The following is a 23,824-nucleotide window of genomic DNA, read 5'->3' as shown; positions in this document are numbered from 1 at the left end:
CTATGTAAAATAAATTCAGACAAACGTTCAAGCATACAACGAACCGCTTAATACGCATAAACAGCAATCGCTGCGAAAACAACCCGAGAAAATGAATTCGTTCACGTAGGAGGCAGTAAATGCTAAATCATCAATTAGACGAGATTCGGAGGCTTCAGCTGGAATGCGAACAATACGATGGTATCCAGCTAAAATTAAATTGGGAGATGCTAAAAACCAGAAACAGCAAGGAGACAAACGACTTTTTCCATTATGAAAAGGGTGAGCTGACCGGATACTTAGCCTTATATGGCTTTGGCAGCAAAATAGAAATATGCGGCATGGTAAAGCCTGACAACAGGAGGAAAGGGATTTTTTCTAATCTTTTTCAGGAAGCGCTAAAAGAAATCACGGACAGAAGGTGCAAGGAAGTTCTATTAAATGCGCCCGCCGCCTCTCCATCTGCAAAAGGCTTTCTACAAACAACGGCAAGCAGCTTTTCGATTACTGAGTATCAAATGAAGTGGAACGGAACAGAGCCCATGGAGCTGGACCACTCTGTCTCTCTTATTCCGGCTGATCCTTCTGATAAAGACCTGGAGATAGAGCTGGATGTACAAGGGTTTGGCCTTGCACGCGAAGATGCAGAGGATCATTACCAGCGCGTTACGCGGGATGAAGCGAATCAGTTCTATATTATTTTATCCAACACCCATAAAGTGGGGAAAATGAGGGTTTCGCACGATGACGGCGAGGCATGGATCTATGGATTTGCCATTCTTCCTGAATTCCAGGCGAAGGGCATTGGCAGAAATGCCTTGAAATGGATCATAAAACAGGAACACAGCAAGGGCTACCCAATTTTCTTGGAGGTAGAAGCCCAAAATTCCAACGCTCTAAAGCTGTATGAGTCCTGTGGGTTCAGAAGCTTTCATGCGCAGGATTACTACCAATTGGATATTCAGGCTGCACTGTCACACGAAAAGCGGATGCGCCTTGCTCATCGGCGTACGGATTCCGTAGTCTTTGACTGAGATAAAGGAAACACAGCGAGGCCGTTCACGAGCTGATGTTGACTTATCATAGGGAAAAGACGGAGAAATCCGCTAGCCGATAGGTGCTGGAGCTGGACACGAAAAGCGGAAGCGCCATTATGTTATATAAAATGTATAATTTATGATAATCTAAAGGAACATCCCGCAGTTCACGGTCTGCGGGATGTTTAATTTAAGGACTGATTTTTGGTTATGGAACTCATATTGGTGGTTATGACATGAGAGAAGTCTATTAAAAAATCTCTTTTGTAAAAACATAACTGACCTGCTCATAGTCCATTTTATCTTTATAAAAACGATGGGCATCTTTTCTTTGCAGCCCGCTGGATAAGGAAACCCTGTTTACACCAATTCCCTTCGCCCACTCGTGAACATAAGAAAGGAGTGCTTTTCCATAACCCTTTGAACGTTGCGATTCGTCAGTGATAAGATCGCAAACCCATACAAAACGTCCATTATACAGTGTAACCATTGGCTGAAACCCGACTACTGCCTTAATTGAATGATCCACCTCTAGAGCCGCCAGCTGATATTGCTCCTTTTCTCTGCACTCCCGGACTAAGGCTACGTACTGCTCCTCATCCAAATGTGTGCGCAGCTGACCCATAACGGCAAACGCCTCGCGCCACTCCTCTTCTGTTTCTAAAATACGAATGACTTCTGATTGTGTTTGTGATTGATTCATACTTACAAATCCCCCCTTGTTTGGTATGATTATACGAAGAAAACTGATCCTGTTAACAGTCCCAGTTCCAAACATTTTTCTGGTAACAGATAGAAAGGAGACTTGAAGGATGGACTTCACGCCTCATTTAAATCCTGCTGCAAAAGAACCCTTGTATGTCCAGCTTTACCACTTTTTCAAAGAAGAAATTCGAAGCGGGAGAATTTCCGCTGGTGAAAAGCTTCCTTCGAAACGAAAGCTTGCTCTTCACCTAAATATAAGTCTGAATACGGTGAACGCTGCCTATGAACAGCTCATCATGGAAGGATATTTACACACAAGGCCGAAAAGCGGTGTGTATGCAAGTCTCCGCCAGCAGGACCTTCATACGGAACACCTGCATCCTCTCACTGCTGAACCACCGCCTGTCTCGGAAACAGAAGACATTCGTTTTGATTTCAGCCATGGGAAAATTGATCTCGGCTCCTTTCCGTATTCCATTTGGAGGCGGCTGACCCAGGAGCTTATATATGATGACCAAGCTGAACTATTACATTCGGGTGACGTCCAGGGTGAATCTTTACTTCGAGAGCAAATTGCAAAGTACATCTACCAGTCACGGGGTGTTCAGGCACTTTCCGAGCAAATCGTCATCGGGGCAGGCACACAGTATCTTCTATGGCTGTTAAGCATGATTTTAGGAAAGGGGCAGGTGATGGGTTTTGAAAATCCCGGCTACCATCGTGCTAAAATCACCTTTGAGCACAGCGGACTTTTAACCGTTCCCATTGAGCTTGATGAGCATGGTATCGATGTCCTTCAACTGGAGAAAAGCCCTGCCAATCATGTGTATGTGACACCCTCACACCAATTTCCATATGGTATGATTATGCCCATCTCAAGGCGGCTGGAGCTTCTGCAATGGGCGCAGCGGAATAACGGTTATATCATTGAGGATGATTACGATGGAGAATTTAGGTACAAGGGCAAACCGATCCCTTCCTTGCAGGGTTTGGATACGCTCCATCGCGTCATTTATTTGGGCACCTTCTCAAAGTCCTTAATCCCATCCATCCGTTTAAACTTTATGGTGCTGCCGCCTGAGCTTCTAGAAATCTATCAAAAAGAATTCACCATTTATAAGCAAACGGTATCCAGGCTTCACCAGCAAACCCTCTATCTTTTTATGAAAAAAGGACATTGGGAAACACATTTAAACAGAATGCGTACACTTTATCGAAAAAAACAGCAAAAACTTTTAACATCAGTCCAGTTTTTTATGGGCCAAAATGTCAAAATTATCGGCGAGCAATCCGGGCTCCATATTTTACTGCGCGTAAATACAGCAATGCCCGAAGAGGTACTTGTTCTGAAAGCAATGGAAGCCGGTGTCAAGGTCTATCCTTCTTCCGTTTATAAGGAGGGGCTCAAAACAGATTGTCCGGAAATTTTGCTCGGATTTGGGGGATTAACAGAGCAAGAAATCAAAAAAGGAATTGAAATGCTTGCCTCTGCATGGTTTGGAGTGTCATAAGACTGCAAAACCTCTCTTTTTATTTATTTTTATAAATTTTTTTACTGCTTTTTTCGAGTTAAAACATGCTTTTTACTGCCTAAAAAAACAAGATATTGTCGCTTGCTAAGTACATTCTCCATATATATAGAATTTCCGGCATTTCCCCGGCAATATTTGTAGATATTTGTTTTGTTTCAATTACATTTAATGGCGGTATTATATGAGTAATACAATAAATGGTAAGCATAATCTTCAACTCTATCAACCAGAACAGCATCCAGACAATTGGAAAAAAATTATCCTGAAAAGGAAAAAATGATAGAGAGGAGCAATAAAGATGAAAATAAAAGTGGGAAGCTGGAGGGCACTAACACAGCAGGACAAGCTCTTTATTTTAAAAGCAATCAGCTTAAATTCAAAACTAAAGAAAAGTGCCTAGCCCCGGATGGTATGGAAGATGTCGCGGAGCCGTCACTGGACCATTATAAAAAAACACGGCTTTCATCAAACCCTATATTCTGGTTAAAAGGAAAACAAACCCCCTTTTAGTTAAATTGTTTTCCTTTTTGCTTTGTCTTTTATGCCTAGGCTCAAGCTGGACGAAGGAGCGCTTCTAAAAAAACGGGATACACATATATTTTTCAAGATACATATAATGCTCTTAAGATGATATTTTTACGAGGGAATGATTAAAATGCCCGCTTTTATTGGAGCCGTACAAATCTTAAATGTCAGTGGGACAGCTGGTGTAACATTCGGTGATGCAGCCTTCATTTCTCCAAAAACCTCCTCAAAAACCTCAAATGGTGCAGGCGGAGGAAATGGAGGAGCTTTCGTTAACTCAAATAATGCCATAAGCACTAATAATGTAGTGGACACAAGTGTTGCAGAACAGCCTATCGTCGGCAATAACTAAAAGGCCCTCTCCTGGAGATGGGTTTTTTATTTTCACTGAGTTGCAGATACGAGGGGTGAAACGTTTTGATGCTGCCTGCTGCGGCGGGCGGGGATTGTTTTGAGCTCTCTTTCACTCGGTACGAGAATGCGGGAACGGGCAAGAATTTGTGCCTCTCTGAGGGGAGGTTACAAGAGAAACCGTTTGAAGAATATCTTCCCTGACTAATTTCTGAGTCATGGCTGAATGCCGCCATCATCATGAAGGACCCTTCTCTTGATCGTTCTCTCTCTTTAGGCCTTCATCACCCTTATGAAGGACTTTTCTCTTGGCGATCCTCCCATAGAAATAGATTGGAAGCCTCCAGAAAAGCGTCGGTAGCCTATTGGCAGGGTTAATCGGGTAAAAAGTGAAGTTAATCGGGTAAAAATGTTCACTAATCGGGCGAAAACTCGAATTTTTCGGGTAAAACAGGTATTTGTACCCACTATCCATTAACTTCACCCCACTAAAGGGGTCAGACCCCTTCTACGCGTTACCACTACACAGCACAAAAAGGGTCAGACCCCTTTCACACGTTACTCCATTAAAGCGCAAACAAACCACAAAAAAGAAGCCTGCTCCACACAGGCTTCTCCTCCCTCGGTCTTACACCCACCACATATCTCCAGGGACATCGTTGATTAAGACAGATTGTAGATTTTTCGCAGCACGCTGGAATCCTTCCTCAATTGACATTAACGGATCCTCGTGCTCGATGCTCACAACGTAATCATAGCCATACGTACGGAGCGCACTCATCATATCTGACCACTCCTGCAGGCTGTGCCCGCAGCCAACGGAACGGAACGTCCAGGCACGCGTTTGTACGTTATTATAAGATTGCATATCCAGTAATCCGTACATGTTCACATTTTCTTGGTCAATGTACGTATCCTTGGCATGGAAATGGTGGATAGCACCCGCTTTGCCGAGGATTTTGATTGCTCCAACAGGATCAATTCCCTGCCACCACAAATGGCTCGGATCCAAATTGGCTCCGATCGCCTCACACGTCGCTTCCCGAAGCTTCAGCAGAGTATACGGTGTATGTACTAAAAAGCCTCCATGCAGCTCAAGCCCAACTTTCACACGATGATCCTGCGCAAATTGGCCCGCTTCCTTCCAATAAGGAATCAACTTTTCCTCCCACTGCCACTTGAATACATCGCCGTACTCATTTGGCCATGGCGCAACTGGCCAGTTTGGATACTTAGCTCCTTCATGGTCACCCGCTGTACCAGAGAAGCAATTCACAACCGGCACTCCAAGCAACTCTGCCAGAAGCACTGTCTTTTTAAACGTTTCTCGGCACTCCTTCGCAAAAGCCTCATCCGGTGAAATCGGATTACCGTGGCAGCTGAACGCACTGATCGTTAATCCTCTGCTCTCTACTTCGTGCAGATAAGCATCACGCTTATCCTTGCTTTCCAAAAGCTCATCCAGAGGGCAATGGGCACCGCCAGGGTAGCCGCCAGTTCCGATTTCAACAGCTGTTAACCCGGAAGCTTTTACATAGTCCAGCATTTCAGTAAAGGATTTATCTGCGAATAGTACCGTGAATACACCTAATTTCATAAAAATTACTCCTCCCCGTCCTGATAATTATCTATTTTTTTCAATGTATTGCTTTCATAAATTTGCTCAATGATTTGGGATACCGTCATGGCCTCTTCAGGCTTCACAATTTGATTTGCACGGTTCAAGCACACATCAACAAAATGCTTTGCCTGAATATCTCCAGGGTCTTCCTCTCCCGGAATCCAGGTTGCCTCGCTGTTAAACAGCAGCCCGTGCTTTGCATAATTCAGGGAAAATGGGAAGACGTTCAGACCGCCTTTATCTCCGGAAATACTGACAATCTCCCTGTCTCCTTCAATGTTAGCAGACCAGGATACCTCTAGTAGCATCGACACGCCATTATCAAATTTCACATACCCCGTGACATGATCATCCACCTCAAAGGTTTCATGATTGAAAACGCCCCATTGGTTTACCTGACCTGCCTGCTTGCTCAATGTATTATACGTGGTGCCATTCACCTCTACAGGCTTTGGACTTCCAATCAGCCAAGTTGCCAGGTCAATTAAATGGCAGCCATAATCAATCAAACTCCCGCCGCCCTGCAAAGCCTTGTTGGTGAATACTCCCCAGCCTGGAACCTTTCTTCGGCGGAGCGCCTGAACCCGAACAACAAGCGGCTGCCCGATTTCTCCAGCGTCAATCATCGTTTTTGCAGCCTGCGATTCCTTCATATAGCGATAATGGAAACCAATATTCAGTACCTTGCTCGCTCTCTTTGAAGCCTCGATCATTTGGCTGCATTCTTCCACGGACATGGCCATCGGTTTTTCACAAAATACATGCTTTCCGGCATTTAAAGCGTCTATGGCAATTTCAGCATGAAACTTGTTCGGCGTACAGATGACCACTGCATCAACAGCAGGCAGCAGGTCATGATAATCCCCATATACCTTTGCAATGCCAAATTGATTGGCTGCTTCTTTCGCTCTTTCCTGATTCACATCCGAGACGGCAGTGAGTTCTACCTCATTTGAAAGTTTCGAAAAAGCAGGGAGGTGGCGTCCCACTGCGATTCCTCCCACCCCAATAAAGCCTAATCTCAATTTCTCCATTACGATCTCTCCAAAAATATTATTTTTGAACCTTTACGATTTTACCGGTTTTGCCGGATTCCAAAGCTGCTAAAATGACGTTTAAGGATTGGCTTCCCTCATATCCGCTAATTGCTGGTTCCGTATCCTCTTTAATGCTGTTTATGAACTTTTCAATAACATAAGACTGATTTTGGCCACCATCTTCATTGGATTGAATTTGTCCCAGTGCAAACTTTTCGGCTTCGCTGTTTGTATATTGAATAATAAGGGAGTATTCCGGATCATCCTCCAAACGGACCGTTGCCTTCTCAGCATAAATGACGGTTGAGTTATCCTCTTTTGCTGAGTAGGACCAGCTGGCAGCCAATGTCCCAATGATGCCGCTTTCCATCTTCAAAATACACACCGCGTTGTCATCCACATCTGATTCCTTGGCAAGCGTTTCAACAAAAGCACCTACTTCCGCGACTTCTTCTCCAAGAATATAACGGATCAGGTCTGCTTTATGGACACCAAGGTCACCCATCGCACCGATGAAGGCTTTTTCTTTTTGAAAAAACCAGCTGTCGCGTCCATCCACACTCCAGCCTTCCGGTCCGCCATGGCCAAAGGCTGTACGGAAGCTGTAAATCTTGCCAAGCTTTCCTGATTGGACGAGTTCACGTGCTTTTTCATGTGACTCGACAAAGCGCTGATTGTGGCCGATCATCAGCTTTTTGCCACTCGCCTTCGCTGCCTCGATCATTTTTCTGGCTTCCTCTTCGGACGTTGCCATTGGCTTCTCGCACAGCACATGCTTTCCGGCATTTAACGCCGCAATCGTAATCGGTGCATGCAGGTAGTTCGGCGTACACACGCTGACCGCTTCAATTTCCTCATTCGTTAACAGTTCTTCATAGCTTTGGTAGGCCTTGCCTCCATATTTTTTTGCCTTTTCCTCAGCTCGCTCCAGAATGACATCACAAAACGCGACAATTTCTACATCCGGATTGGCTGCATATTCCTTAATATGACGATGAATGGCAATACTTCCGCAGCCTATTACTCCAACCTTTACTTTTCCCATGGAAAGTCCCCCTTTTTAATGCCGGCCAGCCAGCTTTTTTATAAAGAAGCATCAATTTTTTTCTATGTTGGAAAACTCTTTTGTCCACATTCATTCGTGTGATTCAGCACGCACATTAGCTATGTTTCCTGCAGCAGCATCCCTTTTATTAAGAAATAGTAAGGTGCTCAAGAGGTTTTGCATTTCCATAGACAGGACGCTCACGTTCCACAGGCGCAGCCCATTTCACTGCATTGGCAATCACCTTTTGCACATCCTTGTTGTAGTAGGTAGGGAACGTTTCGTGTCCCGGACGGAAATAAAAGATTTTTCCATTTCCTCGTCGATAGGTCACACCGCTTCGGAAAACCTCTCCTCCTTCAAACCAGCTTGTGAACACGAGCTCATCCGGTACAGGAATATCAAAATGCTCCCCATACATTTCTTCATGCTCCAATTCAAAATACTCTCCGAGACCGCTTGCAATTGGATGGCTTGGATCGATCACCCAGATGCGCTCCTTCTCGCCGGCTTCACGCCATTTTAGATCACAGGAAGTCCCCATAAGCGTTTTAAAGATTTTTGAAAAATGTCCGGAATGGAGGACGATCAATCCCATGCCATTCAATACTCGTTCCTTAACCTTTTGCACCACCTCATCGGAGACCTCATCGTGTGCGACATGGCCCCACCAGATTAGTACATCTGTTGAGTTCAACACTTCATCGCTCAGTCCATATTCCGGCTCATCAAGCGTTGCTGTCCTTACCTGAAAATCATCGGCTAAAAACGATTGAATGGTGCCGTGAATTCCTTCAGGATAAACCTTTCTTACTGCTTCATTTATTTGCTCATGGCGGTTCTCATTCCATACTGTTACGTTGATCATTGTATTTCTCCTTTTCCCTAAATATTCGCAATAAAGTAAACGTTTACTAATCTTATTCTTTCACAGAACCTGATGTTAGTCCAGATACAATTCTTCTCTGGAAGATCAGTACTAATACAACAAGCGGAACCGTTACAATAACGGTAGCAGCTGCAATTTCTCCCCACGGAATCGTGAACTGCCCCTGGAACATGGCAATCCCGACCGGGACCGTTTTATAGTTATCCTGCGTATTGATGGTTAATGCAAACAGGAATTCATTCCATGCTGCAATAAAGGCCAAAATCGCTGTTGTAAAAATTCCCGGGCCTGCAAGAGGAAGAATGACTTTCCAGTATGTCTGCATCGTTGAAGCACCGTCAATTTTGGCAGCTTCCTCAAGATCGAATGGGATTTTTCTAAAGAACGTCACCAGTATCCAGATGGACAGAGGCAAAGTAATGGTTGTGTAAGGAATGATAAGCCCTAAATAAGAATTGGTCAGATTTAGATTTTTTAGAAAAATATACATAGGCGAAATGGTCGCAATTTGCGGGAACATGGTGACCGAGAGCACCAGGCCAAGAATAAAGGTTTTTCCTTTGAAATCAAGGCGGGCAATCGCATAAGCTGCAAAGGATGCCACAAACACCGTGTAAATGGTCGTAATCGAAGCGACCACAAAACTGTTCCATAAATAGTGGCCAAACGGATAATTTTTAAAGACTGAAACATAATTTTCAAAGGTAGGATGCGCTGTAAAAGGTGTAAAAGCCTTGTCTCCAAATAGCTCTGTAGCTGGTTTAATGGAGCTTGCCAGCATCCATAGAAATGGGAACATTACTACAAAGACAAATGCAATGAGTAATGTGTAAAATAGCCAACCTGTTTTCTTTTTCATTTTCTCTCACCTCTTTGCCTGCTATTTTCCTGCGCCGTCACCCAAAAGATCCTTGCCCAGAAACTTGATATAAATCATAGATATGATTGCGATACAGATAAAGACCAGAACCGATAATGCTGAGCCGTTTCCGAAGTCCATCTCGCTGAACATAGTCTTATAAGCATACAGTGAAACGGTTTCCGTGCCGTTCGCTGGACCACCGCCTGTCAACACGTAGATAAGGTCAAATACCCTGAATGCATCCAATGTCCGGAATAATAAAGCGACAAGAAGGCTTGTTTTTAACAAAGGCAGCGTGATGCTGGTAAATTGCTTCCACTTGCCTGCGCCGTCAATGGATGCTGCTTCATACAAGCTTTCAGGAATAGTCTGCAGGCCTGCAAGAAGGAGTAAAGCCATATAAGGAGTTGTTTTCCATACATCCGAGAAAATAACGGAAAACATCGCTCCAGCAGGAGATGTCAATAAATCCGCCATGTTATGGACAATGCCCAATTTCTGAAAAATCAGGGCCACAACACCATTTTGGCCGTCATAAAGGAATTTCCATATATAACCGGATACTGCTGTCGGGATGGCCCACGGAATTAAAATGGTCGCACGGATTAACCCTCTCCCAACGAATGCTTTATTAATGAGCAAAGCAATGCCAAGACCCAGAATGGTTTCAAAAAAGACGGATATAACAGTGAAAATGGCAGTATTTTTCAGTGAACTCCAGAACCTTGGATTGGTTAAATTGTCTATATAATGCTGAATGCCAACAAAGTTTGGCTTGATGACGGTTTGGCTGATTCCAGTCGCCAGCCCTTGCAGCTTAGTCCCCTGGTCCAGCTTCGTAGTTTTATTAATGGCGCCAATTTCCTTTGACACGCTGTCAGCCGTTTTTTGAACGGATAATGCTAAATTCTTGTTCATTTTTACAATGCCGATGCTGTCATCGACAGATTGATAGTTCATCAGCTTGTCATTCACAAGCTTGTAGTTATCCTTGATATCCGGATCGGTTTGAATCTGCTTATCCAGTGCCTCTAAATTAGCCTTGAGTTTGCCCAGCTGATCCGGTGCATGGTTATTGCGGATTTCCTGGTCAATCCCTCCAATCAAGAAAGGATAGCTGTCCAGATACCTTTCAAGATCAAAGCTGTACTTTAAATGCGCTTCCGATTTCGTCGGGCTGTTTAGCTCCAGATCAAATAAACTAAAATAAAAGGATTGGATGACTGGCCAAATCGATACAGCAAGGATCAAAATAAGTGCAGGTGCAATTAGACCGTAAGCCTTCCACTTATCCTTTGATTTTTTCTTATTCGTTTCAACTACTTTCGGCAAATCCAATGTTTGTTTCACCGGCTCGATTTTCATGCTCTCACTTCCCTTATTTGAAAGGATGATTTCATTCAACACTTTTTGTCATTGGCTGTTTTCACATAAAATGTTGCTTTTCGTATAATGTCAAAAATCCATATATTAGAGCCTTCTTCGTGGCATCATTTCGTAATTTTTCAACATTTTTTATGTTAGTAGAAACAAAGTTTATACGAATAATAGCCTTGTCATTAAGCCCTGTTTAAGAAAGAAGCAGAGAGCCGAACCCAGTGATTGGACCGGCCTCTGCCTTTGTTTACAATTATTGATTATTTATGACTTTTGTCATTTGATCCTGCATGTTTTTCGCTGCTTGTTCTACAGTTTCCTTGCCTGCAATGGCTTTGGACACTTCAATTTGAATAATTTCAGATATTTTTTGGTAGTTTGCTGCAACAGGACGAGGTACAGCTGCATTCAAACCGTTTTGGAAGTTTTTATCAGCAAATGTTGGGTTCGCTTTTAGAACATCTGGATCACTATAAAGGCTTGTAATGGTCGGAGCATTTCCGCCGTAGATGGCATCAATTTTTTGTCCTTGCGGTCCAGCCATGAACTTCAAGAATTCCCATGCTTCTTTAGGGTGCTTTGTATACTTGTTGATACCTGCAAGCCATCCGCCTAAAGCTGCTGCAGAGCCTTTAGGACCTGCTGGAAGCGGAGCGATGCCGACTTTGCCGACGATTTTGGATTTCGTTTTATCGTTGGCACTTGCATATTCATATGGCCAGTTGCGAAGGAATGGTGTTTGCCCTTCAATAAAGGCCTGATCTGATTCAGGTTCTGTAAAGTTTGTTACGTTGCTTGGAACAAAGTCAGCTGTTGCAAATTTCACTAATTCTTTTAAACCAGCGATAGCGGCAGGGCTGTCAACAACTACTTGGTTTTTATTGTTCACGAATTGGCCGCCGTATGATGCTACAAACTCAATAGCGTTACACACAAGTCCTTCGTATTGTTTTGCCTGCATCACATAGCCGAATTTTGTACCGCCTTTGCCTTTATCCTGTTCAGCCATTTTGTACAGGTCATCCCACGTTTTTGGAACTTGGTTTTTCGGTACAAGGTCAGTACGGTAGAAAAGAAGGCCTGCATCAATGAACTTTGGAAGCGCCCATTGTTTTCCATTGAACTGTGCTGCCTTTAAGGCACCCTGGTTATACTGGCTCAAATCAAAATTGTCCTGTTGGATGAAACGGTCAAGCGGCAGCACATAATCAGCTTGCGCAAACTCAGCCGGCCAAACAACGTCCATGTCAAAAACGTCTGGAGTATCTGATTTTGCATTTAATGCTGTTACGTATGCATCATGCTGCTGTCCTGAGTCGGATGGCATCTGCTGGAATTTAACCTTGATATTCGGATAAGCTTTTTCAAATGCTTCCACCATTTTGGTTGTACCCGGTGTAGAGTCTTTTCCTCTTGCGTAAATAAGCGTAACGGTTTTATTGCTGCTACCGCTTGAGCTTTTATTCGTATTCGATGCACTTCCGCTCGTCGTGCTCGAATTGGAACATGCAGCTAGGCCTAATGACAGCGTTACAGCTGCAGCCAAAACCTTGGCTTTTTTCAACTTTTTCATCATATATCCCCCTTAATTAGTAGGTTGTTTGGCGGAAGCCCTTTCAATCAATTGTAAAGGCAGCGTCACCAGCTTCGGTTGTTCTAATTCATCATTGAACTCTTTTATGAGCAGCTCCATGGCTGTCTTCCCTATTTCCTGGACGGGCTGCCGAATCGTCGTCAAAGACGGGACGGTAACCTCTGCAACAGGCTGATCGTCAAATCCGATAACCCCTAGATCCTCCGGCACTCTGAATCCAAGGCGCTTAGCCTCTACGATAATGCCTGCAGCCACCTGGTCGCTTCCGGTAAAAACGGCATTAGGCTTATCCTTCATATTGGCAATGTTTCTTGCCACCTGTTTGCCGCTTTGAAAATCCGTTGAGTTCCGAAAAACCCACTCTTCACGGCTGGATAAACCGTATTCTTCAATCGCAAGCCTATAACCTCGCTCTCTTTCCAGAGAAAGGCCGCTTGCATACTCACCCCTGCAGTATGCGATTCGATTGTATCCACTTTCAATTAAGTACCTTGTTCCGAGATACCCTCCGTACACCTGGTCCAAATAGACCTGAGATACATTGGCTGCACGGCAGTGTTCATTGCATAAAATGACTGGACCGTGCTTTGTATACTCTTCGATGTCCTCCCATTGATTTTCAATGGAAGCTAAAATAATGCCATCCACTTGTTTTGATTTCAATAAATTCAGATAATACAATTCCTTTTTCTTTTCATACCTTGTTTGACAAACGAGAAGCTGGAGCCCTGCATCAGTTGCTGCTTGGTCGATCCCTTCAAGCAAATAAGCGAAAAATGGATTGGTAAGAAGCGGCATACAAACCGCAATCGTATCCACCTTCTGGCCCCTTAATTTCTGTGCAGATGAATTGGGAAAGTAGTTCAATTTCTTAACTGCCTCTGCAACACGCTTTTTCTTATCCTCTGAAACGTATGGATGGTTATTTAAAACCCTTGATACAGTTGCCGGTGACAAGCCAGCCATCTTTGCTACATCAGAAATTTTTACTATCTCTCTCCCCCCTGTCTTGTTCACCCCTTCCCCCGAATTCGTAAACATCTATAGTTGAAATCGATTTCATGAAATCGTTTTCATATGTCAATATTATCTGACAATCTCCTAAATTGCAAGACTCTAAAAAAACTTTTTTTAGGCTTTACTCCACTAAAAGGGTCAGACCCCTTCTATGCGTTAAAGCGTAAAAGAGGTCCGACCCCTTTCACACTTTAACGCACGAAAGGTTTTGTTTGTGAGGCTACCCCAAACAAAGTAAAAAAGCCGATTACCACCTGCCGGTCATCAGCTTTCTTCCCACCACTATTAGAATACCTATCAGCGACATTACTGCCACTATATAAATTGGGGGAATCTTTTTCTGGGGTTCAGCCTTTACCGATTCGCTTGCCCTCTTCCAGCGTTCATGCAGTAACCGACTGAATTCCTGAACAGATACCATTGATTTGTACTGCAGCAGTCTGGATGGAACATCAAGCGACTTCACCTGATTGTGTGAGACTAAAAAATAATCCCCAACTTCAGTAATCAACGTATCATTCAGCGTGAGTTTTAACCGGGATAAAGTGGCAGGAAAGGTATTGGAGCTCCCTATTCCTTCTACTATATATGTTTTCTTTTCCGCCGCGAGAGAAATAACATTTTTAGGCTTTCCATCCTGATACACAACAGAAATCCATTGGCTTGGCTTATGAGTAACCAATTTTCCCTTTTTCCCCACAAAACCATACACCGGATACAAACGACTGAAGGAAATTTCTTTGCTTTTTGTAAAATGAAAATCTGCCCTGTCCACGTTGTTAATAAACTCTAAAACAAACGGCTTGAATTGCTCCCTTGCCACTTTCACTGCTCCTGGAGGAACAGATTCATCCGCATTAATCGCTTGAAAGCAATTCCCAAAACAAAACAACAAAGCCAAAATCAACACACTCCACTTCATCCTCTGCCCCTTTCATCATTAGCTTTTAGATGAGTAACACCCGCACCAAGCTTAATATACGTCCTTACATCGAAGTAATGTAAAGCAAAAGCAGCATAAAACCGGCTAAAAATAAGCTTAATAGAATACAAGGAATAGCTGAGATGAAATTATTCTTAAAATCTCTTATTCTTGCAATGAAACCAATCCCCACGACCGACCACCATACAATATCTATAAGAGGTCCCGGCGCTTTTTCAAAAGCTCCTTCCCAGAACAATACAAAAAGAGACACTTGAAGAAAAAGGACGGCAAAAACCGTCCAGTTTGGCTTATTTAAGTGAATTTTATTTTTTCTATATAACAAAAATCCAAGTATGTAGAAAGCAACAAGACAAAATAAATAAAATACAGTACAAAGCAGGGTTAATGCCACTTTGCCTCCCCCTTTTGCATTGCCTGGCCTGGCTCAAAGAGTATAAATGATTGCCAGACTGATTACACAAGGCACAGACATGATAAGAAAATTCCAAACCCATTTAAAGCGTTTCCTGCGCTCAGCGCTATCCTCAAAAGCATCGTTTGCTCTCGCCCGGTCACCATTGACAGCTGATCCTGATAGGAGGATGGCAATGGCGATGAGGACGACAGAACTTATTAGTAAGTAAAAACTGACCTTTTCCATTGAGTGATGAAGTCCTGCAAAAACAAAATTCAACGCAGCAACCATCATCCCTGCTAAAAAGCATATAAATAAACGCATCGAGCTACACTCCTTTAAGAAAAGCGCTAGTGCCTCGTTCATCGGCGTACGGAATCCGCAGTCTCCGACTGAGATAAAGAAAACACAGCGAGGTACGAGCTGATGTTGACTTATCTTAGGGAGGAGACCTAGAAATCTGCTAGCCGATAGGCGCTGGAGCTAGACAGAGACTACATTGGGTAAATACTTTATTTAATAGAAAATGAATTTACAACCACTACAAAAACCCTTTTATTACATTATATTCCATTATCAACAGAGTGTCTACGCTAAAGAAATCACCTGATTTCTTCTATAATATAGGAAGTTTTATATTCCCTCCGGCTCTTCTTCGTTCTGAACAGGGAGAGAAGTGTCCCTTTTTTGCACCACGACATGCAGCATGCTATAAAAGACAGCACAAAGTACGATTCCGACCAGATCAAACGTATACACATCAAGAAAGCTGCCCAGCCTATCCGGTACAATGAGACGATGCCATTCATCCACCCATGCGAAAAGAAAAGCCGCTGTACAGCTTGCGCAAATTCTTAAGACGAAAGGATAGTTTGAAAATCGGATGGACATCATCATAAAGAAGGTTAATATGGCGTATTCCGTTACATGTCCTGCTTTTCTAAGAATAAAATGAGTAAATACAGATGGCTGCTCGGTTGAAACATTTTCATGATCATAGCTAAAGTGAATGGATGGCAATTGGGCTGCAGTTCGACTAATGTATTTTTCCATTGCGGGCTTAATGTCCTGCTGGGAATAGGATGTCCCGGAAGTATGATAGATTATAAACATACATCCAATTGCCAGTAGCAGCCATACCATACATCTTGTCTTCATATACACGGCCGTAACCTCCCCTTCATTAAAAATGTGGTAAAATAAGCTTTCGTTCCTATCAGTATCGACATCAAGCAGAAAGCTATTCACAGCTCGAAGAGAAAGCTGCTTATGAAGCAGAACCTAAACGTGAAGCTTTATCCTTTAGCCCACTAAAGGTAAAGGGGTCAGACCCCTTTAACAGATTAAAGCACTAAATCACTCAGGCTAAAAAACAGAGTTTTAGCTCGGCAGCTGGTCAAATTAAATTCAGTTAAAGGGAAATGTTACAGTAAAAAAGAAAAATGTTGCCCCTACCCAGCACCCTCATAAAAAAAAGCACCTGTCCCATGCGGAAATCGTGCTCATTACTCTGTTTTGCTCAAGTCCACTCCCACCCCTTTATCCCTCCCTTTCTTCGTAACCGCTCATATAAACTATCACCTGTACCTCAAGTCTCCAAAAAAAAGTATAAAAATAAGCTGTGGATAAAAAATAGACGGGATTATTTTGGGCTGTGGGTAACTTAAAAAACCTGGATTTTCAATTGAAAATCCAGGTTTTTTCCACAGGGAGGGCGGGATAATGTGGATGAGAGCCTTAGTGAGCTCTCACTTATATCAATTGAGGTTGTGGATATAGTCTTAAAATGTGGAACATCAGCCTCCAGGTAGCTACCCATCCCCAATGGCCGGTACCCATCATCCTGTAATAAACAAGCAATAAAACGCTCCGCTTTCGACTCATGAACAAGCGCCTCGCTCATCAGCGTAAGGATGCTGTAGTCTTCACCTGCCATAAAAGAAGACCCTACTTTCTAAATCGGTCGATCGAAAACAAAGAAAGATCAAATTCCGTACGGCCGTGAATGGCCAGCTCAGCCAGCACCTCGCCCATCACGCTTCCAAACTTGAAGCCATGCCCTGAAAATCCGCATGCCAGAATGATATTTTCATGCTCAGGATGGTAATCAATAATGAAGTGGTGATCAACGGACTGTGTCATCAAACAGGTTTTCCCTTCCTTCAACCCTCCATTTGCTTCTGGCATATACGTCTTCAGAAAGTCACGAAGCTCCCCTTCATCCTCAGGATAGGCGCCAAAATTTTGCACATGCTGATCCGGATCGATGGGCTGCCCTCCATCCGTTCTCCCCAGCTTCAGCCCTCCGCCATTTAAGGTAGGAAAACCGTAAAACATCTTATCCCTATCCTCTACGTAAAACGATGGGAAGCGAGAAACACCAAACTCGTTTTCAGAGGCATCAAACCAGCCCATCACCTTGCGTACCGGCTGAATAGGGAGCTGCAGCTCGGGCATAAGCTTTGCTGCCCAAGCTCCAGCGGTCACAATCACCTTTTTTGAAAAAAACACTCCGGCTTCTGCTACAATCTTGATGATTCCATCTACCAATGGATCTATCCTCTGGACAGGTGAATGCGTGACAAGACTTGCTCCCTTTTCAAGAGCCTCTTCTTTCCAGGCCTTGAGTGCATTCTCGCTATAAACCAGTCCGGAATCTTTTTCAAAGCATCCAATGTAATCCTTTGGCATCGTCATGCCCGGCCATCTTTTCATCACTTCAGAAGAGCTGAGAATTTCGAGAGGCAGCCCATATTTTTCTGCCGCCATTCTAGTTTCTTTCAGAAAAACGGAATCCCTTGGCCCCAGTCCCAGGACACCAGTTTTCTCCAATATCTTCAATCCGCTCTTCTTTTCGAGTGCTTCCCAAAGCTCCTGTGCCCGCTTGACCAAAGACACATACTGCCTGCCTTCCCCATAGGCATGGCGGATCATCCTTGTTCCCCCGTGATGGCTCCCGTGATGATGCGGCGGATCAAAGGCATCAAGCAGCAGCGTCTTCCTGTTTTGTCCCGCTAAAAAAGCACCTGCTGCCATGCCCATTGTTCCTGCCCCAATAATCGCCGCATCATAGATCATATTCTTCTCCATCTCCATCCCCCTGTTCTCTGATACAACAAATGGCCTGCTACGAGAACAGGCCATTTAATTCTTTGCTATTATTGAACTTGCTTATAGTCGCTTAAATATGAAATTGGTTTTACAACTGGAATCGCTGCACCCTTATATTGCTTTTTGATGAAGTCAGTTACTTGTTTAGAGTGATAAATGTTCACAATTTCCTGGAACGATTTATCGTTCTTTCTGCTTGTTTTCGCAGCGATAATGTTTACATATGCTTTATTGCTTGCATCTTCGTGGAAGATTGGATCCTTAGTCGGATTCAGATTCGCATTGATCGCCATGTCACAGTTGATGATAGAAGCTGTAGCATCATCCAGTCCGCGTGCTGTTTGTGCCGCATCTACTGGAGTGATTTTCAGGTGTTTAGGGTTAGATTGAATGTTGTCCACTCCGCCTGCACCAGTAAATCCTTTTTTCATTGTGATAAGACCTGCTTTTTGCATTAGCAATAAGGCTCTTCCAAGGTTTGTAGAATCATTTGGAATGATGATTTGGTCGCCATCTTTAATTTGGCTTACATTCTTAATCTTTTTAGAATAGATTCCCATCGGCCAGATGGAAGTGGTACCGATAGCAGATAAGTTAAGGTTGTGCTGCTTCTTGAAGTCATCGAAATAGACAACTGTTTGGAATGCATTTAAGTCAATTTGACCGCTGTCTAGAGCAAGATTCGGCTGAACATAGTCATCAAAACGGACGATTTGAACATTGATGCCTTTTTTCGCAGCAAGCTGCTTAACAAGGTTCCAGGTTGGAACTTCGGAAGTAGTTGTTCCCACTTTTACTGTTTGGCTGCCTTTGCCGCCGGATGCACTCCCGCCGCCTTTGGAACCGCAGCCCGCCAGCACAAGAAGCAAGCCGAAAAGAATAATCGCTATTTTCTTCATTCTTGTAATTCCTCCATGTTGGTATTTTATTTAAAAAGTTATCCTAATAAAGGATTCCCTTTTTCACCTTATTTAAAGATGTTCATTTTTAAAAATGCTTTTTAGTTTCTTCTAAGCTTTTTCGCAATCAGGTTTCCGATTGATTGAACAAGCTGGACTATGACAACGAGCGCAATAACCGTGACGACCATAACTCCTGTTTGAAATTGCTGATAGCCATACGTAATTGCAAGATCTCCGATACCGCCGGCTCCAACTGCCCCTGCCATTGCGGTTGCCCCAATTAATCCAATGGTGGCAATGGTAAGTGCCAGTACAATGGAGCTTCTTGCTTCCGGAAGAAGAAAACGCCAGATGATCTGCCATGGAGTGGCACCCATCGCCTGAGCGAGTTCGATTGTCCCTGAATCTACTTCAAGTAATGAATTTTCCACAAGCCGTGCAATATAAAAAAGTGTGTAAAGAACGAGCGGCACAATGGCTGCGGTTGTCCCGATGGTTGTACCTATTATAAGCCGTGTAAACGGTATGATGGCGACAACTAGAATAATAAAGGGAACGGAACGGAAGATATTTATAATGACATTTAAAATGTTAAAAATGAACTTGTTTTGCAGTATCCCGTTTTCTCGTGTGACAACAAGGACGACTCCCAATGGAATTCCCAGAATAACGGAGATGATTAACGTAACAATCACCATATAAAACGTTTGTTCAATGGCCGCTGCAAATGTAGGCCAGAACCAGGACCAATCAAATGGCATCCTCGGACACCTCCTTAATAATCGCATCTTTTTCTTGAATAAAGGCTACGGCACGGTCAATTTCTTCCTTGTCGCCTTTCAGCTCCACCAGCAGATTCCCAAATGGAATGCCCTGAAGCTCTGTCACCATTCCGTGCAGCACATTTACATCAATCGAGAAGCGCTTGGCTGTATCAGAAAGCAGCGGGGTACTTGTAGAAGCACCTTTGAAAATAATCCGGTATACCCCGTGCGGATTGGCCTGACTGCTTTCATCGATTAATTTTTGAACGGAAGGCGGAATGGAATCATTTAAAACCGTCCGAACAAAGCTCTTCGCAATATCGGTTACCGGTTCTGTAAACACCTCAATAACCGGTCCTTGCTCAGCGATCATTCCATTTTCGATGACAGCGACCTTATCGCAGATATCACGGATCACGTTCATTTCGTGCGTAATCATCAAGATGGTGACGCCGAGTTTATCCCTTACCTTTCGCAGCAGCTCGAGAACCGCATTCGTAGTATTCGGGTCCAGTGCGGAGGTTGCTTCATCACAAAGGAGGATATCAGGATCTGTTGCCAGGGCCCGCGCTATGCCCACCCGTTGCTTTTGGCCGCCAGAAAGTTGCGCTGGATAGTGGTCAGCCCGGTCTTCAAGTCCTACAAAAGACAAGAGCTCGTTCACTCTTTTCTCAATTTCTTGTTTTGGCCTTCCTTCCAAAATGAGCGGCATGGCCACATTTTGGAAAATCGTCTTAGATTGCAGCAGGTTATATTGCTGAAAAATCATGCCGATTTTCTTCCGTTGCTGGCGCAGCTCTTTCTGAGATAATGAAAGCATATCTGTGCCATTGATCAGCACTTTGCCGGAAGTAGGGCGTTCTAAAAGGTTAACGCAGCGAATCAGTGTACTTTTTCCTGCACCGCTGAATCCGACAATGCCGAAGATTTCACCCTTTTCCACCATGAAATCAATGCCTTTCAAGGCTTCTACTCTCTTTTCTTTGCCTTTGCCATATGATTTATGGACATCTTCAAATACCAGCATTTTTTCCTCTCCTTTACTCATTTTTCCCGAATATTATGGACGAGCGGATTGCTGCCCTTCTTTTAAGCCGATTCTGTTCTGTCGGCATAATGTTTGATCTTAGTATGGCCATTTTCAAGGAATGGCCATAAAAAAAACCACTTTCCATTCCGAAAGAGGTTTATATGTTCGATCAACCTTATCTTTCAGAATAGAACCATTCTGCAGGAATTAGCACCTTTCATAAAATGATGGTTGCTGGACGTCATCGGGCCTGTCCCTCAGTCTCTCTGGATAAGTTATTAAGTTTTTTATGAGTTAACTTTTAAAATTCTAGTAGATTCATAAGAAAAAGTCAATTACTTTTTACTAAAAATTTTAAAATGACTATTCTCTCTGTGAAAAACAGGAGACAATAGATGTGCTTCTGATCTTTCCTGCTGGTTGCCTTATGCTGCAGGCACTCGCTTCAGTCAACTCTGGGTTCATTTCTATTTGAGATTTAACATAGACAATGACTGCGCTTCTATCCTTCCTGCTGGTTGATTTTGCTCCAGTTACCTGCTTCCATTTACTCTAATTTGGCTTTCACATTGACATTGGGCTTCGACACGATCCTTCCTGCTGGTTGCCTTACGCTGCAGGCACTCGCTTTCCACGGCCGGCCGGAAGCCTCCTCGTAGCATGCTCCTGCGGGGTCTTCCTATGCCTGCTTTTCCCGCAGGAGTCTCGTACCTTTCTCTTCAGTCAACTTTGGGATCAGTTCTAATTTTGGTTTTAACATAGACAAGGAATGCATGCGTTTAAACTCTTCCAGCTGATTGATTTTTGCTGCAAGTGCTTGTTCCCATTAATTTTGGGATCAAGTTTATACATAAACAAAAAGGAAATTGAATCTAAACGTGTTATTTTGTACTTTAGTGCATTTATTATTTTTTATTGCAAATGCAACAAAATTAGATTACATTTAAGGTACACCTTTTTTGTTGTATTTACAATAAAATTATGCCATAAGGAGTTTATTATGAAGGAAATTCTACGTGAAATTGGAATGATTGCGAGGGCATTAGATTCTATCAGCAACATAGAATTTAAAGAATATGACCTTACGAAAGGTCAGTATTTGTACCTTGTGCGAATATGTGAAAATCCAGGAATCATTCAAGATAAAGTAGCTGAGATGATAAAAGTAGACCGAACAACGGCAGCTCGTGCTATAAAAAAACTTGAGATGAATGGTTTTATTGAAAAGAAAGATGATGTACATAACAAAAAAATAAAAAAACTCTTTCCAACAGATAAAGGGAAGATGATATATCCTTTTATAATTAGAGAAAATGAGTATTCCAACATGGTCGCATTAAATGGATTTTCCGAAAGTGAAATAGAAACCATTTTTAAATATCTTCAAAGAGTAAGAAAAAATATAGAAATAGATTGGGAATTTGTCAAAAAGGGAAACAAGAGAAAATATTGAATGATGTAAAGGAGAAGGAATATTAATATGACGATATGTATAAAAAAGTGTATCCTTGAGGATTTACAATTACTTCATGAAATTAGTTATGAAACTTTTAATGATACATTTAAGCATCAGAATTCACCAGAAAATATGGAAGTATATTTGGAAAAGGCATTTAGCTTAACACAATTAGAAAAAGAATTATCCAATACCTATTCGGATTTCTTTTTCATTTATTTTAATACAGAAATAGCTGGATATTTAAAGGTTAACACCAATGAGGCACAATCTGAAAAAATGGGGAATGAATCACTTGAAATCGAAAGAATTTATATAAGGAATAGATATCAAAAACAAGGGCTCGGTAAATATCTGTTCAATAAAGCTCTGGAAATAGCAAAAGAGCGTAAAAAAATGAAAATCTGGCTGGGTGTATGGGAAAAAAATGAAAATGCAATCGCCTTTTATCATAAAATGGGGTTTGTCCAAACAGGAGCTCACTCTTTTTATATGGGTGATGAAAAACAAACAGATTATATAATGACCAAAATACTCAGATAACTTTGTTTGAGAGGGGAATTATAGTGTATATTCCAAAATACTTTAGGGTCACAGATGCTGAAGAAATTAGGGATTTTGTTCAAAAAAACTCTTTTGGCACAATTGTCACAACAGAACAGGGGAAACCCATTGCCACTCATTTGCCATTGCAGCTTATGAAAGAAGGAGATCAATACAAACTCACGGGGCATATGGCCCTCGGCAATCCTCAATGGAAAACATTCGATACCAGTAAGGATGTATTAGTGATGTTCCAAGGACCAAACGCTTATATCTCTTCTTCCTGGTATGAAAAGGAAAATGTCCCGACGTGGAATTATCAAGCTGTCCATATGTATGGAAAAGCAAGTATAGTAGAAAAAAATGAACTAATAGAAGACTTAACGGCAATGCTAGAAAAATATGAGCAAAAACGTGAGAATTCAGTTTTATGGGATAAACTATCACCTGAACTCTTAGAAAATCAGCTAAAAGGTATAATTGGTTTTAAGATAAAAGTAGACGAAATCCAGGCTGCATATAAATTAAGCCAGAATCGAAATGAGATTTATTATACTAACATCATTGATCAATTACAAAGAGAAGGAAATGTAAATTCAAATCAAGTTGCTGAACTGATGAAAAAGAGAGTAAATAATCACATTTAAGCCACTTACATTCGACTCTCACATACATCAAATGAAATCCGGAACAGAACTGTCATATGGGTAACTTTTCTCCAGATCATGAAACGGGCGTACAAAAAAAGATAGAAAGAGCATAATGTATCTTGTTCTTCTATCCTTTTTAAATTATCCCTTATAATGTCCTTTTACTCAAGATTCCCAAAGATCCTCTTGGTAACAATGATGTCAAAACTTCAATAAAATCTGTTACTTGAGCGCTGCAGGCACTCGCTTTCCGCGGGCGGCCGGAAGCATCCCCGTCGCAAGCTCCTGCGGGGTCTTCCTTTGGCCAGCTTTTCCCGCAGGAGTCTCGTGCCCTTCGCTACAATCAACTTTGGGTTCAGTTCTATTTTGAGATATTACAGAGATATTGAATGTGCTCCAATCCTTCCTGCTGGCTGACTTGCTTTCCAGGCATTTCCCCAACCTCCTTTTTTCAAAA

At 42.6% G+C, this 23,824-nt stretch carries 26 protein-coding genes and 1 riboswitch; of the genes, 7 read left to right on the top strand and 19 right to left on the bottom strand.

Annotation, left to right across the window (positions count from 1 at the left end; translation table 11 throughout):
- Positions 1-119: 119 nt before the first annotated feature.
- The gene (locus A5N88_RS18155) at positions 120-1,013 is read left to right on the top strand and encodes a GNAT family N-acetyltransferase (RefSeq protein WP_066268571.1); all 894 of its coding nucleotides are present in this window, start codon (positions 120-122) and stop codon (positions 1,011-1,013) included.
- A 253-nt stretch (positions 1,014-1,266) separates the two neighbouring features.
- Here A5N88_RS18155 and A5N88_RS18150 read toward each other — a convergent pair whose 3' ends face one another.
- The gene (locus A5N88_RS18150; protein WP_066268567.1) at positions 1,267-1,719 is read right to left on the bottom strand and encodes a GNAT family N-acetyltransferase; all 453 of its coding nucleotides are present in this window, start codon (positions 1,717-1,719) and stop codon (positions 1,267-1,269) included.
- 109 nt (positions 1,720-1,828) lie between these two features.
- Between A5N88_RS18150 and pdxR the strand changes: the two genes are divergently transcribed.
- The 3 genes from pdxR (at position 1,829) to A5N88_RS18135 (ending at position 4,130) form a co-directional block, all read left to right on the top strand.
- The gene (gene pdxR / locus A5N88_RS18145; protein WP_066268565.1) at positions 1,829-3,232 is read left to right on the top strand and encodes a MocR-like pyridoxine biosynthesis transcription factor PdxR; all 1,404 of its coding nucleotides are present in this window, start codon (positions 1,829-1,831) and stop codon (positions 3,230-3,232) included.
- 267 nt (positions 3,233-3,499) lie between these two features.
- Positions 3,500-3,763 carry a hypothetical protein gene (locus tag A5N88_RS18140; protein WP_066268563.1) on the top strand — a complete coding sequence of 88 codons (264 nt, stop codon included), beginning with the start codon at positions 3,500-3,502 and terminating at the stop codon, positions 3,761-3,763.
- A gap of 145 nt (positions 3,764-3,908) precedes the next feature.
- Positions 3,909-4,130 carry a spore germination protein gene (locus A5N88_RS18135; protein WP_066268561.1) on the top strand — a complete coding sequence of 74 codons (222 nt, stop codon included), beginning with the start codon at positions 3,909-3,911 and terminating at the stop codon, positions 4,128-4,130.
- Positions 4,131-4,757: 627 nt separating this feature from the next.
- Here the strand turns inward: A5N88_RS18135 and A5N88_RS18125 are convergent.
- From A5N88_RS18125 to A5N88_RS18045, 17 genes are all read right to left on the bottom strand, one after another.
- On the bottom strand, positions 4,758-5,726 hold the full coding sequence (locus A5N88_RS18125; protein ID WP_066268559.1) for a sugar phosphate isomerase/epimerase family protein: 969 nt from the start codon (positions 5,724-5,726) through the stop codon (positions 4,758-4,760).
- 5 nt (positions 5,727-5,731) lie between these two features.
- A complete protein-coding gene (locus tag A5N88_RS18120) occupies positions 5,732-6,784 on the bottom strand; it encodes a Gfo/Idh/MocA family protein (RefSeq protein ID WP_066268557.1) in 1,053 nt (350 codons plus the stop codon).
- 19 nt (positions 6,785-6,803) lie between these two features.
- The gene (locus tag A5N88_RS18115; protein WP_066268553.1) at positions 6,804-7,832 is read right to left on the bottom strand and encodes a Gfo/Idh/MocA family protein; all 1,029 of its coding nucleotides are present in this window, start codon (positions 7,830-7,832) and stop codon (positions 6,804-6,806) included.
- A 148-nt stretch (positions 7,833-7,980) separates the two neighbouring features.
- On the bottom strand, positions 7,981-8,700 hold the full coding sequence (locus A5N88_RS18110; RefSeq protein ID WP_066268551.1) for a ThuA domain-containing protein: 720 nt from the start codon (positions 8,698-8,700) through the stop codon (positions 7,981-7,983).
- A gap of 52 nt (positions 8,701-8,752) precedes the next feature.
- A complete protein-coding gene (locus tag A5N88_RS18105) occupies positions 8,753-9,580 on the bottom strand; it encodes a carbohydrate ABC transporter permease (RefSeq protein WP_066268548.1) in 828 nt (275 codons plus the stop codon).
- Positions 9,581-9,601: 21 nt separating this feature from the next.
- The gene (locus tag A5N88_RS18100; RefSeq protein WP_066268546.1) at positions 9,602-10,948 is read right to left on the bottom strand and encodes a carbohydrate ABC transporter permease; all 1,347 of its coding nucleotides are present in this window, start codon (positions 10,946-10,948) and stop codon (positions 9,602-9,604) included.
- Between the two features lie 265 nt (positions 10,949-11,213).
- Positions 11,214-12,533, bottom strand: a complete 1,320-nt coding sequence (locus tag A5N88_RS18095) for an ABC transporter substrate-binding protein (RefSeq protein ID WP_066268545.1) — start codon at positions 12,531-12,533, stop codon at positions 11,214-11,216.
- A 12-nt stretch (positions 12,534-12,545) separates the two neighbouring features.
- Positions 12,546-13,571: a LacI family DNA-binding transcriptional regulator gene (locus A5N88_RS18090; protein WP_232317592.1), complete on the bottom strand. Its 1,026-nt coding sequence runs from the start codon at positions 13,569-13,571 to the stop codon at positions 12,546-12,548.
- A 247-nt stretch (positions 13,572-13,818) separates the two neighbouring features.
- On the bottom strand, positions 13,819-14,493 hold the full coding sequence (locus A5N88_RS18085; protein ID WP_066268541.1) for a hypothetical protein: 675 nt from the start codon (positions 14,491-14,493) through the stop codon (positions 13,819-13,821).
- Positions 14,494-14,557: 64 nt separating this feature from the next.
- Positions 14,558-14,908, bottom strand: a complete 351-nt coding sequence (locus tag A5N88_RS18080; RefSeq protein WP_066268539.1) for a hypothetical protein — start codon at positions 14,906-14,908, stop codon at positions 14,558-14,560.
- Between the two features lie 33 nt (positions 14,909-14,941).
- Entirely contained in the window at positions 14,942-15,235 is a 294-nt protein-coding gene (locus tag A5N88_RS18075) for a DUF5316 family protein (protein WP_066268537.1), read from the bottom strand.
- Between the two features lie 309 nt (positions 15,236-15,544).
- A complete protein-coding gene (locus A5N88_RS18070; protein ID WP_232317639.1) occupies positions 15,545-16,069 on the bottom strand; it encodes a VanZ family protein in 525 nt (174 codons plus the stop codon).
- A 505-nt stretch (positions 16,070-16,574) separates the two neighbouring features.
- A complete protein-coding gene (locus tag A5N88_RS18065; RefSeq protein WP_066268533.1) occupies positions 16,575-16,847 on the bottom strand; it encodes a hypothetical protein in 273 nt (90 codons plus the stop codon).
- Between the two features lie 11 nt (positions 16,848-16,858).
- The gene (gene solA / locus A5N88_RS18060) at positions 16,859-18,001 is read right to left on the bottom strand and encodes an N-methyl-L-tryptophan oxidase (RefSeq protein ID WP_066268531.1); all 1,143 of its coding nucleotides are present in this window, start codon (positions 17,999-18,001) and stop codon (positions 16,859-16,861) included.
- Between the two features lie 68 nt (positions 18,002-18,069).
- Complete coding sequence (locus A5N88_RS18055; protein WP_066268529.1) at positions 18,070-18,921, bottom strand: MetQ/NlpA family ABC transporter substrate-binding protein; 852 nt, start codon at positions 18,919-18,921, stop codon at positions 18,070-18,072.
- A gap of 101 nt (positions 18,922-19,022) precedes the next feature.
- The gene (locus A5N88_RS18050; RefSeq protein WP_066268528.1) at positions 19,023-19,685 is read right to left on the bottom strand and encodes a methionine ABC transporter permease; all 663 of its coding nucleotides are present in this window, start codon (positions 19,683-19,685) and stop codon (positions 19,023-19,025) included.
- Positions 19,675-20,715: a methionine ABC transporter ATP-binding protein gene (locus tag A5N88_RS18045; RefSeq protein ID WP_066268527.1), complete on the bottom strand. Its 1,041-nt coding sequence runs from the start codon at positions 20,713-20,715 to the stop codon at positions 19,675-19,677. Before A5N88_RS18045 ends, A5N88_RS18050 begins: the two co-directional genes overlap by 11 nt.
- Before the next feature lie 175 nt (positions 20,716-20,890).
- A riboswitch (SAM riboswitch) is annotated at positions 20,891-20,995 on the bottom strand.
- Between the two features lie 723 nt (positions 20,996-21,718).
- Here A5N88_RS18045 and A5N88_RS18040 point away from each other — a divergent pair.
- From A5N88_RS18040 to A5N88_RS18030, 3 genes are read left to right on the top strand one after another with little or no spacing between them, the layout of a single operon-like run.
- Positions 21,719-22,171 carry a MarR family winged helix-turn-helix transcriptional regulator gene (locus tag A5N88_RS18040; protein WP_066268525.1) on the top strand — a complete coding sequence of 151 codons (453 nt, stop codon included), beginning with the start codon at positions 21,719-21,721 and terminating at the stop codon, positions 22,169-22,171.
- Positions 22,172-22,198: 27 nt separating this feature from the next.
- Positions 22,199-22,717, top strand: coding sequence for a spermidine/spermine N(1)-acetyltransferase (gene paiA / locus A5N88_RS18035; RefSeq protein WP_066268523.1), 519 nt, complete (start codon positions 22,199-22,201; stop codon positions 22,715-22,717).
- A 23-nt stretch (positions 22,718-22,740) separates the two neighbouring features.
- Positions 22,741-23,364 carry an FMN-binding negative transcriptional regulator gene (locus A5N88_RS18030; RefSeq protein ID WP_066268521.1) on the top strand — a complete coding sequence of 208 codons (624 nt, stop codon included), beginning with the start codon at positions 22,741-22,743 and terminating at the stop codon, positions 23,362-23,364.
- 225 nt (positions 23,365-23,589) lie between these two features.
- Here the strand turns inward: A5N88_RS18030 and A5N88_RS18025 are convergent, their stop codons facing one another.
- Positions 23,590-23,808: a hypothetical protein gene (locus A5N88_RS18025; protein WP_066268517.1), complete on the bottom strand. Its 219-nt coding sequence runs from the start codon at positions 23,806-23,808 to the stop codon at positions 23,590-23,592.
- Positions 23,809-23,824 lie beyond the last annotated feature (16 nt).

The sequence above is a fragment of the Heyndrickxia acidicola genome, from assembly GCF_001636425.1.
In the GTDB taxonomy this organism is placed as follows: Bacteria; Bacillota; Bacilli; order Bacillales; family Bacillaceae_C; genus Bacillus_AE; species Bacillus_AE acidicola.
Note: the sequence above shows the minus strand (reverse complement) of the source record. Positions and strands in the feature narration are given on the sequence as shown.